This is a genomic window from Clostridium sp. FP1 (genome assembly GCF_011065975.2).
Classification (GTDB): Bacteria; Bacillota; Clostridia; order Clostridiales; family Clostridiaceae; genus Clostridium_AD; species Clostridium_AD tagluense.
Genome location: NZ_JAAMNJ020000002.1, coordinates 16,944 through 31,821 on the forward strand (window position 1 = coordinate 16,944; position 14,878 = coordinate 31,821).

Consider the following 14,878-nt stretch of genomic DNA (forward strand, 5'->3'; position numbering starts at 1 on the left):
ATTATATGAAAAACTATCAATCAGTAAGATTATTGTAAGGAGTGATATTATGAATAAAAAGTTTATATCAAAAGTTTTAGGTGTTGCTTTAGTAGCATCAATGTTAATGCCTCAGGTTGCTCATGCCAATGGTAGAGACGGCGGACAGCGATATCCAGTATGGTATAATGAAGTAGAGACCAATGATTCACGTGATACAGCCAATAAGTTTTCGGTAGATATGGCAGGTGTTAACGACCTTAACAGCTTATTTGGCATGAAAGGAAATCTTAAATGTGGAGATACTGACTTTTTTAAATTGCAAGGAGCTGGAGAATATAATACATTAAGAATAGATGTTGATGTATCCCAGAATGTAACCTTTAACATAATTGATGAAGAAGGAAATCCAGTTGATACAGGCGTAGAACGAGATTCTTATGGTAATGGAAAAATAAACTTAGACCTTTCTAATAAAAAAATCTATTATTTAAGACTTACTACAGGTATACAAGGTAATTCTAAATATGTTCTTGTAGGATATGCTTCAACAAAATAATAATCTGTACCTTTGTCAAGGAAATTAGATATTGTGTATCTTTTTTTGAATTTATATAAGCACTAATCCATAGGGTACAAAAGTTATTAATTATAATCATAAATCAAAATAATATTAATGTTTAAGAATGTTGTTGAAATTTAAGAATACATTATTTATGTCATCATATATATTTAATAATGCTTTAGGATGGAGATGATATTTATGAAATTTAAATCAATAACATTGATATTAGAAATACTTTTATTTATTGTTAGTGTGGCTGGATGCATAATGATGTTTATGCAATTGGAATTACCAACAGCCATGCTAACAATAACTACACTACTTTTAATTATTGTTAGCACCTTTGAATTTATAAAAACTCGAAAACTGCGAAAATTAGTATACCCTTTAATTATAACTTATTTTTTAGTTGGAATGCCTATTGTAGAGAAAGTTACAGATAATGGAGGTTTCTTTATGGGATTTGCTGTATTAGGTTGTGTTATTACTATTATATTTACTTATAAGGACTTAGCGATAACCAACAAAGAAAAGGAATTACCACATTAAGAAAACCCCCTCTTCCTCCACATATATGAGGGGTACAGCCGACATACGTTTAAAAATAAGTCACATATTGGATATTAATGCCATAAAGTTTTTTTGTTTTGATAGCAACATTCCCTGGGAAACATTTCAAGTACTAACTGCTATTTTTGATTATACTTATTTGGGGTGTGGCCAATGTTCATGACTTGTTGGCACGCCCCATAACAATTATTCAGTACTAGTAAAATCTTTAATCTCAATATCTTCTTGTGTTTTAATTGATATATATACCTTTGCAGTAGCATTATTTCCAATAGCTACTACCCTATTTACACCTTTTGCTATATCTATTGTTAGCTCATTCTTTTCAGTACTGTCACCTGAGGTATGCTCGAATATTTTTATAAGCTTTTTATCCGGAGTACATAAAAGTAGCTTATACTTTCCTTCTTTACCAAATTCCAAATTATAATTTAAAGTTATCTTTCCAGCCTCCTTTGCATCTAAAATCCAATAGTTTAGTTCTCCATAAAACCCCCCAATTTCCCCACTAATAATATCCTTCTGCATATCCATCGCATATCTTGAATAATAGGCTCCTCCAGAATTACTAGCTATTCTCTCTTCATCATCATAGATACTTTTATAGGTCTCACTTATTTCTTTAGTGTCTTTATTTATACTTTGCTTATTGTTGCTTACTTCACTATTATTGCAGCCATTAAAAATTACTAAAATTGAAATAACTATAGGGACAAAAATTAGTATGTAATGTTTTTTCATTGATATTAGCTCCTTTTATTTTCTATTAGGTATGGTAACTGCAAAGTGTAAATTTACGAGCACTCCCACCTTATACCATTATATACTATTTTTATGAACATATAGAATATATTAATACAAGGCTGTATATGAAAACTGTCACAATTAGATAAATCTCCTTTTGAAGTCGTCAATATTACAGCATCCCAGATGATAATTTAAACAGATATGCAAAACCACAGGAGCAACGATGGTTTTGTTATTATTTAAGGACGTTCTCCAGTAGAAGTCTTACTGCTTCACTCTTAGTTATATTGTTTGCACTGCAGAAGCTCCCTAAGGATTTAGATAATTCCTCACTTATCCTTATATGGATCAATTCACTTTTAGAGTTTTCAATTTTCTTTCTTCCTCTTTCCACAATATCACCTCATAATATTTGTGTTACATAAAATAAGCTTATGGATAGTCAATTTAATTATGTAACACAGTAACTATTATAATACATATTTACAAAAATTACCATAAATATAAATCTTAGTGTGGAAATAACAATTTGGTTCATTCCTTCACTTACAGTCGTGATTATAGGGACCCAACATATTAGATATGTTTTCAAATGTTAATTCATTCAATCACCACCAGTGGCATATTCCTATACTACTTATTCATTTTTTTAGCACCTGCATAAGTCAGTACTAAATATACTCCATATATGCAGCATACAATAGCAGAAACAATGACAATATTTGTCATCATATTCGTTGTGCCCATCTGTTTAACAAGCTTACCGATAACTTTTAATGCGATACATGAATGTAAGAATGCCATTGCAAATGGAACTAAAAAGTAAACCAAAATTTGTACTAATATACTATTGTTAACCTGTTTTCTTCCAACACCAAGTTTTCGAAGCATTTCATATCTTCTTTTACTATCACTCGCTTCTGACAACTCTTGAATTGCAAGCACTGCTCCACTTGACACTAAAAAGATTATTCATACATATATTCCCACAAAAGAAGCCAACATTGACGTTGTTAAATTTCCAATCTGCCTCATTACACGATATGAGGCAATGTAAGCACCATGATTTAATAATTCCTTATCATAGCTATCAATAACAGCAATGTCTAAATCCTTAAAAGTATTAATTACAAGGCCACCCATGCTGGCATTAAAGTTTTTCACCTGATCATCGGCTAAAATAATCATTGCTGTTGAGGCTACATCATTTATATTACTAAAATTGCGATATAAACACTCCTTTTTTTCTGCCTGAAACTGTTTTCCATTTATTGAGAGCGTAGTAGCTCTTTCTCCTAATCCATTCACAACAACTTTATTGTTAGAACAGATTACATAATCTTATATTGATTTACATTTCAGTAACCTTTCATTTTTGAAAGATTACTGAGCAAAAAAATGAGTCATGATTATCATGACTCAAAATGCATTGTTCCGCCTACAGGGAATACTATATTTAATTTTGTACCTTTTCCTCTATTTGACTCTATACTAAGAGCTATATTTAACTTATCTGATAATTTTTTACATATATACAGCCCCATACCTGTAGACTTACCGTGAATTCTGCCATTCTCACCAGTAAACCCATGATTAAAAACCTGTTCAATATCCGATTCTGATATACCAATTCCATTATCTTCAACAGTAAGTATTACTTGCTTATCTCTTTTTTTTGCTGAAACTCTTATGATTTTCTCGTCCTTATCTAAATATTTAATAGCATTTGTTACAATCTGCTGTAAAATAAAATCAAGCCATTTTTCATCCGAATATACAAAAACCTCAAGATTGTCAAATTCTAAATGTATTCTACTGTAAATAAAGGATTTTGCAAAGGTCTTAAAACACTTTTTTACAACGCGTTCTAATGAAAGCTTTTTAATTGAATAATACAATACTTGACTGAGTAAACATTCTTCTCTCTATATTTTTATTTTATGATCTATACTTTGCTAATACTGCAGACTTTTGATGCATCCACTGATACTATATTATTTATAAATAATCTTACTACCACTTCTAATGGTTGTTTATTATATGCAGTATATTTTACCAATAAAAAACACTAATAGCAACAGATGATGATTTAACCCTCTTTTCTCTATTAATGAAGGATTTTTTTCATATATAACCTTGAGCTTGTTTTACATATTTATGTTTAAATGCTTAATTATTTATAATTTATTGACTTATTGAATTTATGTAAATATAATAATTATTATACAAAGTGTCTTATTAGTAAGGAGCCGATATATCTTGAAAAAAAAGCATGTTATAATTATATTAACTATCATTAGTTTAATTTTGTTATTTTTAACAATTTTAAATTACCATAATGCTAAACAAACAAATACACACCAAAGTCTTGATATTATAAAGGAAACTACTACAAAAGAAATTAAAGATACTGATAAAGGATATTTATCAATATGCGTAACTGATTATAATGATGGTAAAGGTCCTGAAAATGGAATGACTACATATTTTTATTGTTATGATATAAATACAGAAAAAGCAACAAAAATTACAGGAATTCCATATACTTCACAATATCCACTTGGTGTTTACAGTAGAAAAGAAAATACAATCTACTATACATCGCAGGTTAAGGTTAATGAAAAAAGCAAAGGCGACCAACTATTTTCTTATGACTTAAATACGAAAAAAACACATCAGCTTTCACAAGATGTATTTGCTATAAACTATATAGTTCCTATGAATGATATCATTGCAGTAGAAGCAGTTAAAAAAGGGGTTAGGGAACTTAAAATGGCTTTTTATGATAAGAAAAAAAACAGTTTTGAATACGTAAATATAGAAAATGACCTGGAGGCTGATATATTATCTTATAACCCTTTTATAGACAAGCTTGCAGTGTCTTTTCGTTACAAATCACAGGATTATAAATCTACAATGGATTTTAATGAAGGAAAAACGAGTAAACCTATTCCGCCTAATCATTATTTATATATTTTTGATGAAAATTATAGAAATCCCAAAAAAGTATTTTCAACCAAAAATATGGTTTTAAGTCAAATCGCATTAGACAATCATGAAAATTTATTTTTGTGTCAAAGTGATACTACACGAAACTTTAATCCTAAATCTTCTAATTGTATATTTTATCCAAAGGAAAACAAAATAGAGCAGCTTGAGACTATCGGTAAAAATATCAGTATTTCAGACTTCATGTTCTATAACAATGATAAAACCCAAGTATTCTTTATAGGTGCAAATCCAAAAGATGAGGTTAATTTTCCTAGAGGAATTTATATTTACGATTTTGATACTAAACAAATGAAGTTAATATTTACAAGTAAGACAGGTTTTATTAATAATTTTATGTTGTTAAAAAATTAAATAAGGATACCTCACTTAGAGCACCACCTATTACGGAATCTTGCAAATTAGAGATTTGCGACGTGAACCACGAGATAAGAGTATCTTAGGAATTTAGATTAAGCCACGGTGGAAAATTGTATTCAGGATGTGTTTGAAAAAATAGCTTCAATATAGTATTTTCAATTTTGATAAACTATAAATTAAGAATGGAGCTACTGACTTGTGGCTACTATGACATTAAAGTAAAATTAGACGAATTTAATGAATTTAAAAGGAGGTATAATGTGAACGAAGAAAAGATTAATAAAAAATCAAGTGCGTTTGACAAGACAGCCTTTATTATAAGATATATTTTTTTTGGTTTTTTAATTTGGTCATATTACAGTTCAATACTTACGATTGGTAGAAAGGGTGCTATTGGCGTTGTTATTGGACTTATTGCATTAGCCATGTTCTTTATTTTTAAGGAGGGCATAAATCCTATTAAAATGAACCAAAAGGAATTTGGAAAATATACAGATATTATAGGAATACTAATCAGTATTCTTTTTATGTTGTGTTGTTTAGCACCACTTTTTGGAATAGGTTTTTACAAATGATTTATGGGTATAGCCGACATACGTGCAAAAATAGGCCACATGATACCAACATGTGGCTATATATAGTTTTATAAGTAGCTTACTTTTTATTTACAATATTTGTTTTCAATTATATAATTGATTTAACCTATTATGTTTAACAACTAAAGCTGTATTCATCGGACTACTTGGTTATCAATTTAGCCCCCGTATTGCAGATGTGGGATCAACGAGATTTTGGAAACTTGATCCGGATGTCGATTACGGAGTATTGAATAAATTGGTAAAAAATGAAATCCGTAAAGATGTTATTGCTCGTTATTGAGATTATATGCTGAGAGTCGCTGGATCTTTGAAACTTGGAACTGTAAACTCGACACAACTTATTCACACATTGCAACGTGACGGAAAACCTTCAATGCTAGGACGTGCACTAGTTGTATGGAATACAAGATATATGGAAGTTGCTATTGATTCATTGAGGAAAACTGGTCATGATATACCTAATGCCGATATACAAAGATTATCACCATTAGATTATATGTGTAAATAAATGGGCCTAAATTCTAATTTCTGTTACGTTACTACAGAGACCCCTTATTCATAAATTAAAAACTTATTTATAATTCTATTCTTAATTCAACATCAGCTTTAATAAATCCATTTTATGTAAATACGTATTCCCCTTGAGTGTGTTTTGATAAAAAGATACAAAAATAACGGGATTAGCCCCCCCATTTTAGAAACATGAACTCTTATAGATTTTAATAATTTATCCTTAGTCATCTGTAAAATTTACCATACTAGACAAAGGAAATATTAATGTAACTTTAGTTCCTTTATTCTCCTCAGAATCAATAGTAATTTTTAAGCCCAGTTTTGAACATAGTTTTTCACATAAATACAATCCCATTCCTGTACTTTTACTAAATTTTCTTCCGTTTTCACCAGTAAATCCTTTTTCAAACACTCTATTTATATCTTTATCTATTATACCTACCCCATTATCCTCTATGGTTAACATTACTGAATTAGCTTTCTTAATTAAATATATACTTATTATGGGCTCTTTACTACTTGAGTACTTTATAGAGTTTCCTATTATCTGATTAATAATAAATTCAGTCCATTTCTTATCACTATATACAATTTCATTTATATCTTTTATATCTAATTTTATTTTCTTATGAATAAAATCTCTATAATTTCTTTTAACTACATTCCTTACTACATTATCAAGATTAATTTGTTTTATAATATAGTCTTTACTAACATCATCGCTTCGAGAATAATAAAGCACCTGTTCTACAAACTCCTCAATTCTATTTATCTGGAAGTCTATTTTATTAGTTACTTCATCTCGATTATTTTCAATTATTAGCTTTGTAGAAGCTATTGGTGTTTTAATTTCATGTACCCAGGTCTCTATGTATTCTCTATATTCTACCTGTATATCCTTATAATATTTTACATTTTCGTGCATATCTCTGCTTATCTCTTTAAGTATAGAATTTAACTTTTTCGCTTGTGTAAAGTTCGCTTCTTTTATTACCACTGGAAGTAGATATTTCTTATCTAAATTTTCTAATATGTTATTAATTTCATCATAATAATTTTTGAATTTTATAAAGTCTAAAGCCATATAAGAAATTAATGGCAAAAACCAAATACAAAAAACAAATAAAATTATAACGGAATTAACATTAATAGTAATCATTATAGCTACTAATACGATAAATAGCAGCATGTTAGATATTATTATCACCATTTTTTCTTTAATAAATTCACCTATACTCATGGCATTATATACCCTAACCCTCTTCTTGTTTCTATTGTATTTTCTATGCCTATCTCTTCAAGTTTTTTTCTTAATCTATTAATATTAACAGTTAAGGTACTATCATCTACAAAATAATCTGATTTCCATAGATATTCCATAAGCGAATCTCGTTTTACTATATTCCCCTTATTGTTTATTAAGTAAGAGAGTATCTTAACCTCATTTTTCGTTAATTCCAAACATTTATCCTTATAAATAACCGTTGAATTTGAAAGATTTAAATTAAAATGTTTATAGCTTAATATATTATTAGTTTTTGAACTTCCACCTGTTCTTCTTAAAATATTAGTTATCCTTGCTAATAATATTTCTATATTATAAGGCTTTGTTATAAAATCATCTGCTCCTAAATTCATACTCATTAATTCATCTAAATCACTATCTCTACTTGTAACTATTATAATTGGAACCCCTGAAGTTTTTCGTATTTCTCTACATATATAATAACCATCAAACACTGGAAGATTAATATCTAACAATATAAGTTCTGCATTCTCATTTTCAACATATTGTATTATATTATTAAAATTCATAGGAGCTTTTACTTCGTATCCATATCTTTTTAAAAAATTTTGTAATTCTTCTCTTATAACTTCATCATCTTCAATAATAATAATTTTTTTCATATGTACTCGTGCCTCCCTACTTATTTTATTCTGTACCCTAATATCATAACATATTCTAAATTTTATAAAATATAAGACTTCCTATATATCTTAAATATTAAAGTACATATTCAGCTCTATCAACTCATAATCGGGACTTTTACCCGTTAGACTGTGCCCATTTTGGGAGCACCTTGAAGAGGTACTTACTTTTCAGTAAATACCTCTTTAATTTATTACTTATTTTATTTTTATCATATGCCTTTAGATTATATACATACTATCCATTCTCTTTATAAGTTATTCTTAACAATATTTTTATATCCTACATATGTTGTATAGAAGTATCCTGCATAAATTACAATAAATATTAAAGCTGCTACTAATGCTGAAGAGTTAATATTTGTTTCTTGTAAGCTATTTATTAAATCGCTAGTTACTTTAATTCCAACCACTGAATGAATTAATGCAAGACTAACTGGAAGACTAAAATATATCAATGTTTGAACAAAAATTGTTTTATCTATCATTTTTTCGTTTGCACCAAGTCTCCTTAAAGCTTTATATCTTTCTATACTGTCACTAGCTTCTGATAATTGTTGAAGAGCGAGTACTGCCATGCTAGTTATTAAAAATACAATACCTAAATATATTACGATAAATATTAATACATTTGTTGTTTCCATATTTTCTGAATAAATCCCATCCTTTGAGATACCGAGTATATTACCACCTTTACCATAGGCTTCGCGTATTTGATATTTTTTATTATATTTTTCTCTATTTTTATCTAAATAATTTACATTAAGTACTGATTTACTAATTTTGTAACCTGATAAAAACTCATCATTTATAACTATTGTAAAAAAACTACTTGTAAAATAAGCGGTTTGAAGATTTTCTTCTATAGCTTTAGGGTTTTTTATTAGGTATACTTTCCCTTTAATGTTAATTTTATTATTATTTTTTATTTTTTCATTTATTGGTTTCATAAACTCATTAGTATTTGATAAAATTAAAACTTCATCCTTAGTTAAATTTACTTCTTTTTCATTCTTAAATTTTAAAATTTTATTATAATCAGATAGTTTAACAAAAGTTACAGCGTCTTTTTTAAAATCTCCTGTTATTAAAAACTCACTAGCGTTCATACCTATAAGATATTCATTATGAGCTACGGATTTTTCATTTTTACTTATTTTCAAATTAATTTTATTTAGAACATCTTCTATATTGTAGCCTCCATACTCTTTTTTTACTGATATGCTGGCATCAAAGGGCGTTGCCTTTTCAATTCCTGCATCCATAACTGTTTTAAAGCCTATTCCCATAGATAAACTTACTATTGTGAAGAATAACATTAAGCAAATTAAAGACATTGATATGAAATTTGTATTAACTTTACTATTTATCTGTTTTACTACAAATATATTTAACCCTTTAAAATAAACCTTTTTATTTTTCTTTACCACATATAATATAAGTCCAGATAAGCTAAAGAAAAATAACACTGTACCTAATATTCCCAAAGCTATTGATATTAAGACCATAGGGTCTAGTAGATTTAAACCTACTTTTAGTATTGATTTATATGCAAACCCAAGTGATACTACGCATAAAATAAATGCTATTAAATATATAATAGAATTTTTGAATTTAACATCTTGATTTTTTTTACCTGCTGTTAATAAATCGATTATCTTGTATTTAGATATAACAAATACATTAAATATCATAACAAGTAAAAACATTATTCCAAAGTATAATACAGTTTTACCTATTGCACCTGTTGAAACTGTAAACTTATATTCATTAATCGGTACATCAAATAACTTTAATGCAAAGGTGGCTAACCCTTGTGATGCTCCAATTCCTAGTATAAGTCCACTAATTAAAGATATAACTCCAACTAGAAAAGTCTCCATTACTAATATTATAGATATTTTTCTTTTTCCCATACCTAAAGTCATATATATTCCTAATTCTTTTTTACGTTTTTTTATCAAGAAATTATTTGCATATAATATTAAACTACCTAATATTATAGATATAAATACTGACACATAAGACATAATTTTCATTAATTTAGATACAGATTTCATTTCTATAAGTGCCTTTTGTGACCCAATTGAGTTGAAGCTATAAAATATACAAACTGCTAAAGTTAGTGTTAAAAAATATATAGCATAGTCCTTAAAACTCTTCTTTACATTACCTACAGCTATTTTGGAATACATTATCATCACCTCCAAGTAGAGTTATAACTTCTATAATTTTATTAAAGAATTCTTTTCTAGTATCCTTACCTCTTACTACCTCACTAAAGATTTTTCCATCTTTAATAAAAAGGATTCTATGAGCATAGCTTGCTGTAAAAGCATCATGGGTAACCATAAGTATTGTGGTCTTTAAATCTTTGTTTAGACTTTCAAATTTTTCAAGTAATAATCTAGCTGTTTTGGAATCCAGCGCCCCTGTTGGTTCATCAGCAAGTACTAAGGATGGATCTGTTACTATTGCTCTTGCAGAAGCAACTCTTTGCTTTTGTCCACCTGACATTTGATAAGGATATTTATTTAGTTCTGGTTCAATGTCTAAATATTTTGCTACTGATTTTATTTTCCCATCTATTTCTGAACTTTTCTCACCTTTTATTGTTAATGCTAAAGCTATATTTTCATAAGCAGTAAGAGTATCTAGTAGGTTAAAATCTTGAAATATAAAACCTAACTCATTTTGTCTAAACTTATCTAATGCTTTTGATTTCAACCTAGTAATATCACTATTATTTATTATTATTTTTCCTGTAGTGACATTATCAATAGTTGATATACAATTAAGCAATGTTGTTTTACCACTTCCTGAAGGTCCCATTATCCCAACAAACTCACCCTCATCTACCTTAAAACTGATGCTGTCTATAGCTTTTGTGACATTATCTTTATTTCCATAATACTTTTCAATTTTTTCTACACTTAATATATTTTTCATTTATAACTCTCCCTTTATTTTAAATTTAATTGTTTTAACTCCATCTGATGTACTTATTATATACAATTTTATTTGCAGCAACCATCGAAGTATATTTCATTAACATTACATTTTTGTTATGTTAACATAAGTTTGATTATTTCAATGATAAAAAGTCGCAAAAAAATTTCCTCGGACACTTTAAGTCTGAGGAAACATAAAACACACTTCAATATTTACTTTAAAACCTTCAAAGCCTTTGATATTAGCTTATTTCTTTACTATCTTCACCTCCGTCTCCACATGATCTGTATATGGAAACATAATTTATTTAAGTTCTTGTCTTCTTTTTCGAGTTCACACTTCATTATACTAATCCAACTAAATTAGGGCATAAGAAAACCCTCGACTAAATAATGTGGGTTTTTAACATATGATATTCTGAATGTAACATTGAATGCATTATAACAGGTTCTTTATCACTCAACCTTAAATTGGGGCTTTATTGCAATGTGTATCATAAAACATATAATACTGCATGAGACACTTTTACAACCTATTAAGTGGGTTTATGCTACCTATTTTCTTTGCTTATTAATGTATCATTTAACTATAGATTTTTGAGTCACTAACAAGTAATGGAATATGATATGTGTATATCTATATATTTTACAATAAAGTATTAAATGGTATAATCTATACACAAGTTGCTTCATACTTATATTATAAATACGGAGTAAATATTAGTTATACGGGGGTGGAAGGATAATGAATATGGAAAAGACCTTTTCTATAAGCCAGATAGCAGATAGCATTGGCTATTGTGGATTGGTATGTAAATTTTGTCATGAAGCTAATAAATGTGAAGGTTGTAAATCAAAAATAAATTGTTGTGGAAGGCATTTGTCAGAAAACGGATGTTATCAACATAATTGTTGCGTAGAAAAAGGAATAAAAGGTTGTTGGGAATGTGATATAGCGCCTTGTGACAAAGATATGTATAGCAATCAACATGATATAAGAAATAGGGCTTTTGTAAAATGTGCAAAACTTGATGGGATTGAAAAACTTGCAGAATATGTTTTGAGAAATCAAGAAAATGGAATTATATATGGTTGGAACAAAGATTATGATAATTTAGATAGTGAAGAAGCCGTGTTAGACTTATTACATAATGGAGTAAATAGTAAATATGTTAAATGAGTATAATCTTTGTTTGTAGGGTTTTGCTCATATTATTCTTTTTATATGTCACAATCTACTAAGGGCAATAGCCCTTTTTTAATGCTATTTTCTAGGAGGTTATTTTTACATTAGTCGTTGCCGTACCCCTATACCCCAAGTACAAACCTTACTTGAGGGTATTACTATAGGTGGTCATAAAGTAAGCGACGAGCAACAAATTTATAATATTAGAAATGGGTGGAATTATTTATTTGAGACAGTGAGCAAAAACAATGTAGGACTTGACATAAATATCTTCAATAAATTTAATAATATGGGTGTTTTTGCCCATCACCTCCAAAAGGCGAATAAGGACTATTTCAAAAAGTATACTTTTTGAAATAGCCCTTATTCGTTGTTTTTATATGTCAAAAGGACATCATATTTACTTTTGACATATTTCAGATGGTTACCACACATTTTGTTTATTCCACCTTTTCGGGGGGATGGTCAAAAATACCCTAATTCCACCATGGGGCCGTTTCTCGTGTGTCGGCTGTACCCGTTTACTAAAAAATATGAGTTTACATTTAAAATATTAATTTTCAAAAAACTTATTTAACCCCAATATTAAGTATCAATTCACTTTCTACCTCTGAACTATCAATATTCATATATTTCAATACAATTTTCTCATTACCAATAGCTTTAGCTTTAAATGAAATGTTTTGTCTTCTATTTGAATTACCCTTTAAAGAAGTAAACTTAAAATCATAAGGCTCTATAAAATTATCTCCTTTGTACTCTAGAATTTTATTATCTTTCACCTGAGCTATTCTCCATTTGTATGGTCTAGAAATGCTAGAAGATAGTGACACTATAAATTCAGTGTCTTTTGGTATAATCAAATCAACATTTTCATTTTTGTTTAATTGATACTGTCCAAACTCTGTGAAAGGTGTTTGAAATCTTATAATGTATACTAATTGTGAATTATACTTATGATTTTTCAAAATGGAATTACTCTTCCCCATATATATTACGGTTTTAGAATTATAATAGAGTATATATATAAATAATAAAACTACTATAAATACTAAAGGAAGTATTTTTTTCATAAATTTTTTCATAAATTCATACTCCTATAAATTCATATTTTGATGAGGTGAAATTTATTATTTATAACACAAAAAACTATTTATAAATTTAAAAGCTTAATAAAGACTCGCACCAGTACCATGTTTTTCCATTTAATATATATGTAACATCGTTTGTATTATCATATGCAGTTACTGAAACATATGAACTTTTATTTGGATCAATTAAACTAAAGTATTTGCTTCCATTTTCATATTCAACAAATCCTCTACAAGTCATAGCATGACCATAGTTTTGAACTATATTCTTATATGCATAGAATCCACAGTCTATAGGGCTTCCTGCTTGTAATTGCTCTACTGCCTTACTGTAAGATATAGAATTTGAATAATATGTTGGATATAATCCCCAATGGTTATAGGCCTTCAACTCCTCCTTTATTCCTCCACCTTTATTCCAATTAGTACCATATACATATTTTGCAACATCTATATCACTTAAGGACGTTCTTGTTTTGTAATTAATTATTGCTGCACAAGTAGCTGCCCAACAAGTATCTCCACTTTGTCTCACTATACTAACATCCAAATATTTATTTTCTGGAACAGAAGGCGATTTAACTATTACGTCACTACTATTCTTTTTTATATTTTCTTTTGTTGAGTCTTTACAAATTATAGATGTTTTTTCCATATCTGTTATTGATTTTTTTTCGATAATTGATTTATTTATTTTTTTTAATTCTGAAGATGATAGTTCAAAATCTTCACTATAATCATCTTTTGATAATTTGACTGAATTTTCTGAATTAACCGCATATACACTATTTTCTGTTGCTAAAATTCTAAATCTACTGTATTGAGAGTTTTCTTTTAAATTTTCTAATTGATTAGCAAATCCTTTTTCTAAAGTTGCAGAATATTTTCCGTCTTGAGTCTTAGTTACTGCATATGTTCCACGAATTTTATCTTCGAACATAATAGGATAATAGAAAATGTCTCCTGTTTTTACATCATTATTTTCATAAGTATAACAACTAAATGGTTCACCTAAATAGAATCAGTTTAATTCAACTTTGTTAAATCCATAGTGATTTGCCTCATTATAAATACTTTGAATTTGTGTATCAAAGTTCTTTGTAGCAAAATCATTTAATGTATTGGGAATTTCTACTGACATAATTTCTAATTTCGGTTGTAACTTAAAGTTTTGAGCATAGACTTGTCCATTAAAAGCAGAGGATAAAGTTAAATATGATATAAGCATAACACTTGCAATTCTGGTAAGAAATATTGATCGTTTAGTCATAATATCTACCCCTTTGTATAATTTTTTCTAATCCAATACTAAATAATTGTTTACCACATGTATATACTATATTATACATTAATTATATTATCTTGCAACTCTATATACA

Annotated in this window: 19 protein-coding genes; 7 read left to right on the top strand and 12 right to left on the bottom strand. The window is 28.2% G+C overall.

Annotation, left to right across the window (positions count from 1 at the left end; translation table 11 throughout):
* Positions 1 to 49: 49 nt before the first annotated feature.
* Both G9F70_RS24685 and G9F70_RS24690 read left to right on the top strand, forming a co-directional pair.
* Positions 50 to 538, top strand: coding sequence for a hypothetical protein (locus G9F70_RS24685; protein WP_164947206.1), 489 nt, complete (start codon positions 50 to 52; stop codon positions 536 to 538).
* A gap of 204 nt (positions 539 to 742) precedes the next feature.
* On the top strand, positions 743 to 1,093 hold the full coding sequence (locus G9F70_RS24690; protein ID WP_224617912.1) for a hypothetical protein: 351 nt from the start codon (positions 743 to 745) through the stop codon (positions 1,091 to 1,093).
* A gap of 207 nt (positions 1,094 to 1,300) precedes the next feature.
* On the opposite strand, the gene G9F70_RS24695 is transcribed toward G9F70_RS24690, so the two are convergent.
* The 5 genes from G9F70_RS24695 to G9F70_RS24715 all read right to left on the bottom strand — a co-directional run bounded on the left by G9F70_RS24695 (position 1,301) and on the right by G9F70_RS24715 (position 3,759).
* Positions 1,301 to 1,855 (bottom strand): hypothetical protein, encoded by a 555-nt coding sequence (locus G9F70_RS24695; protein ID WP_164947204.1) that lies wholly within the window; start codon positions 1,853 to 1,855, stop codon positions 1,301 to 1,303.
* 241 nt (positions 1,856 to 2,096) lie between these two features.
* Positions 2,097 to 2,255 carry a CopG family transcriptional regulator gene (locus G9F70_RS24700; protein WP_164947203.1) on the bottom strand — a complete coding sequence of 53 codons (159 nt, stop codon included), beginning with the start codon at positions 2,253 to 2,255 and terminating at the stop codon, positions 2,097 to 2,099.
* 239 nt (positions 2,256 to 2,494) lie between these two features.
* Complete coding sequence (locus tag G9F70_RS24705; protein WP_164947202.1) at positions 2,495 to 2,821, bottom strand: FtsX-like permease family protein; 327 nt, start codon at positions 2,819 to 2,821, stop codon at positions 2,495 to 2,497.
* 12 nt (positions 2,822 to 2,833) lie between these two features.
* Complete coding sequence (locus tag G9F70_RS24710) at positions 2,834 to 3,169, bottom strand: hypothetical protein (protein ID WP_164947201.1); 336 nt, start codon at positions 3,167 to 3,169, stop codon at positions 2,834 to 2,836.
* A gap of 104 nt (positions 3,170 to 3,273) precedes the next feature.
* Positions 3,274 to 3,759, bottom strand: a complete 486-nt coding sequence (locus tag G9F70_RS24715) for an ATP-binding protein (RefSeq protein WP_164947200.1) — start codon at positions 3,757 to 3,759, stop codon at positions 3,274 to 3,276.
* A 361-nt stretch (positions 3,760 to 4,120) separates the two neighbouring features.
* Here G9F70_RS24715 and G9F70_RS24720 point away from each other — a divergent pair, with 361 nt between their 5' ends.
* The 4 genes from G9F70_RS24720 (at position 4,121) to G9F70_RS24735 (ending at position 6,337) form a co-directional block, all read left to right on the top strand.
* Complete coding sequence (locus tag G9F70_RS24720) at positions 4,121 to 5,224, top strand: hypothetical protein (protein ID WP_164947199.1); 1,104 nt, start codon at positions 4,121 to 4,123, stop codon at positions 5,222 to 5,224.
* Positions 5,225 to 5,490: 266 nt separating this feature from the next.
* Positions 5,491 to 5,805 carry a hypothetical protein gene (locus tag G9F70_RS24725; RefSeq protein ID WP_164947198.1) on the top strand — a complete coding sequence of 105 codons (315 nt, stop codon included), beginning with the start codon at positions 5,491 to 5,493 and terminating at the stop codon, positions 5,803 to 5,805.
* A 157-nt stretch (positions 5,806 to 5,962) separates the two neighbouring features.
* Positions 5,963 to 6,109, top strand: a complete 147-nt coding sequence (locus G9F70_RS27555) for a Tn3 family transposase (RefSeq protein WP_164947225.1) — start codon at positions 5,963 to 5,965, stop codon at positions 6,107 to 6,109.
* A 6-nt stretch (positions 6,110 to 6,115) separates the two neighbouring features.
* A complete protein-coding gene (locus G9F70_RS24735) occupies positions 6,116 to 6,337 on the top strand; it encodes a Tn3 family transposase (protein WP_164947197.1) in 222 nt (73 codons plus the stop codon).
* A 225-nt stretch (positions 6,338 to 6,562) separates the two neighbouring features.
* On the opposite strand, the gene G9F70_RS24740 is transcribed toward G9F70_RS24735, so the two are convergent.
* The 4 genes from G9F70_RS24740 to G9F70_RS24755 form a co-directional block, all read right to left on the bottom strand.
* Complete coding sequence (locus G9F70_RS24740; protein ID WP_164947196.1) at positions 6,563 to 7,582, bottom strand: sensor histidine kinase; 1,020 nt, start codon at positions 7,580 to 7,582, stop codon at positions 6,563 to 6,565.
* Positions 7,579 to 8,250, bottom strand: a complete 672-nt coding sequence (locus G9F70_RS24745) for a response regulator transcription factor (RefSeq protein ID WP_164947195.1) — start codon at positions 8,248 to 8,250, stop codon at positions 7,579 to 7,581. The genes G9F70_RS24740 and G9F70_RS24745 overlap by 4 nt, the downstream gene beginning before the upstream one ends.
* 272 nt (positions 8,251 to 8,522) lie before the next feature.
* A complete protein-coding gene (locus G9F70_RS24750; protein WP_164947194.1) occupies positions 8,523 to 10,466 on the bottom strand; it encodes an FtsX-like permease family protein in 1,944 nt (647 codons plus the stop codon).
* Complete coding sequence (locus tag G9F70_RS24755) at positions 10,441 to 11,220, bottom strand: ABC transporter ATP-binding protein (protein WP_164947193.1); 780 nt, start codon at positions 11,218 to 11,220, stop codon at positions 10,441 to 10,443. The genes G9F70_RS24750 and G9F70_RS24755 overlap by 26 nt, the downstream gene beginning before the upstream one ends.
* A 747-nt stretch (positions 11,221 to 11,967) precedes the next feature.
* Here G9F70_RS24755 and G9F70_RS24760 point away from each other — a divergent pair.
* Positions 11,968 to 12,402: a DUF3795 domain-containing protein gene (locus G9F70_RS24760; RefSeq protein ID WP_164947192.1), complete on the top strand. Its 435-nt coding sequence runs from the start codon at positions 11,968 to 11,970 to the stop codon at positions 12,400 to 12,402.
* Positions 12,403 to 12,977: 575 nt separating this feature from the next.
* Here G9F70_RS24760 and G9F70_RS24765 read toward each other — a convergent pair.
* From G9F70_RS24765 to G9F70_RS24775, 3 genes are all read right to left on the bottom strand, one after another.
* A complete protein-coding gene (locus G9F70_RS24765; protein WP_164947191.1) occupies positions 12,978 to 13,493 on the bottom strand; it encodes a protease inhibitor I42 family protein in 516 nt (171 codons plus the stop codon).
* Positions 13,494 to 13,569: 76 nt separating this feature from the next.
* Entirely contained in the window at positions 13,570 to 14,439 is an 870-nt protein-coding gene (locus G9F70_RS24770; RefSeq protein WP_164947190.1) for a papain-like cysteine protease family protein, read from the bottom strand.
* An 81-nt stretch (positions 14,440 to 14,520) separates the two neighbouring features.
* Entirely contained in the window at positions 14,521 to 14,769 is a 249-nt protein-coding gene (locus tag G9F70_RS24775; protein ID WP_164947189.1) for a hypothetical protein, read from the bottom strand.
* Positions 14,770 to 14,878: the final 109 nt, after the last annotated feature.

Coding starts and splice junctions, on each gene's coding strand:
- G9F70_RS24685 (WP_164947206.1), top strand. CDS start 50: ATGAATAAAAAGTTTATATCAAAAGTTTTAGGTGTTGCTTTAGTAGCA.
- G9F70_RS24690 (WP_224617912.1), top strand. CDS start 743: ATGAAATTTAAATCAATAACATTGATATTAGAAATACTTTTATTTATT.
- G9F70_RS24695 (WP_164947204.1), bottom strand. CDS start 1,855: ATGAAAAAACATTACATACTAATTTTTGTCCCTATAGTTATTTCAATT.
- G9F70_RS24735 (WP_164947197.1), top strand. CDS start 6,116: ATGCTGAGAGTCGCTGGATCTTTGAAACTTGGAACTGTAAACTCGACA.
- G9F70_RS24740 (WP_164947196.1), bottom strand. CDS start 7,582: ATGAGTATAGGTGAATTTATTAAAGAAAAAATGGTGATAATAATATCT.
- G9F70_RS24745 (WP_164947195.1), bottom strand. CDS start 8,250: ATGAAAAAAATTATTATTATTGAAGATGATGAAGTTATAAGAGAAGAA.
- G9F70_RS24750 (WP_164947194.1), bottom strand. CDS start 10,466: ATGTATTCCAAAATAGCTGTAGGTAATGTAAAGAAGAGTTTTAAGGAC.
- G9F70_RS24755 (WP_164947193.1), bottom strand. CDS start 11,220: ATGAAAAATATATTAAGTGTAGAAAAAATTGAAAAGTATTATGGAAAT.
- G9F70_RS24760 (WP_164947192.1), top strand. CDS start 11,968: ATGAATATGGAAAAGACCTTTTCTATAAGCCAGATAGCAGATAGCATT.
- G9F70_RS24765 (WP_164947191.1), bottom strand. CDS start 13,493: ATGAAAAAATTTATGAAAAAAATACTTCCTTTAGTATTTATAGTAGTT.
- G9F70_RS24770 (WP_164947190.1), bottom strand. CDS start 14,439: ATGTTCGAAGATAAAATTCGTGGAACATATGCAGTAACTAAGACTCAA.
- G9F70_RS24775 (WP_164947189.1), bottom strand. CDS start 14,769: ATGACTAAACGATCAATATTTCTTACCAGAATTGCAAGTGTTATGCTT.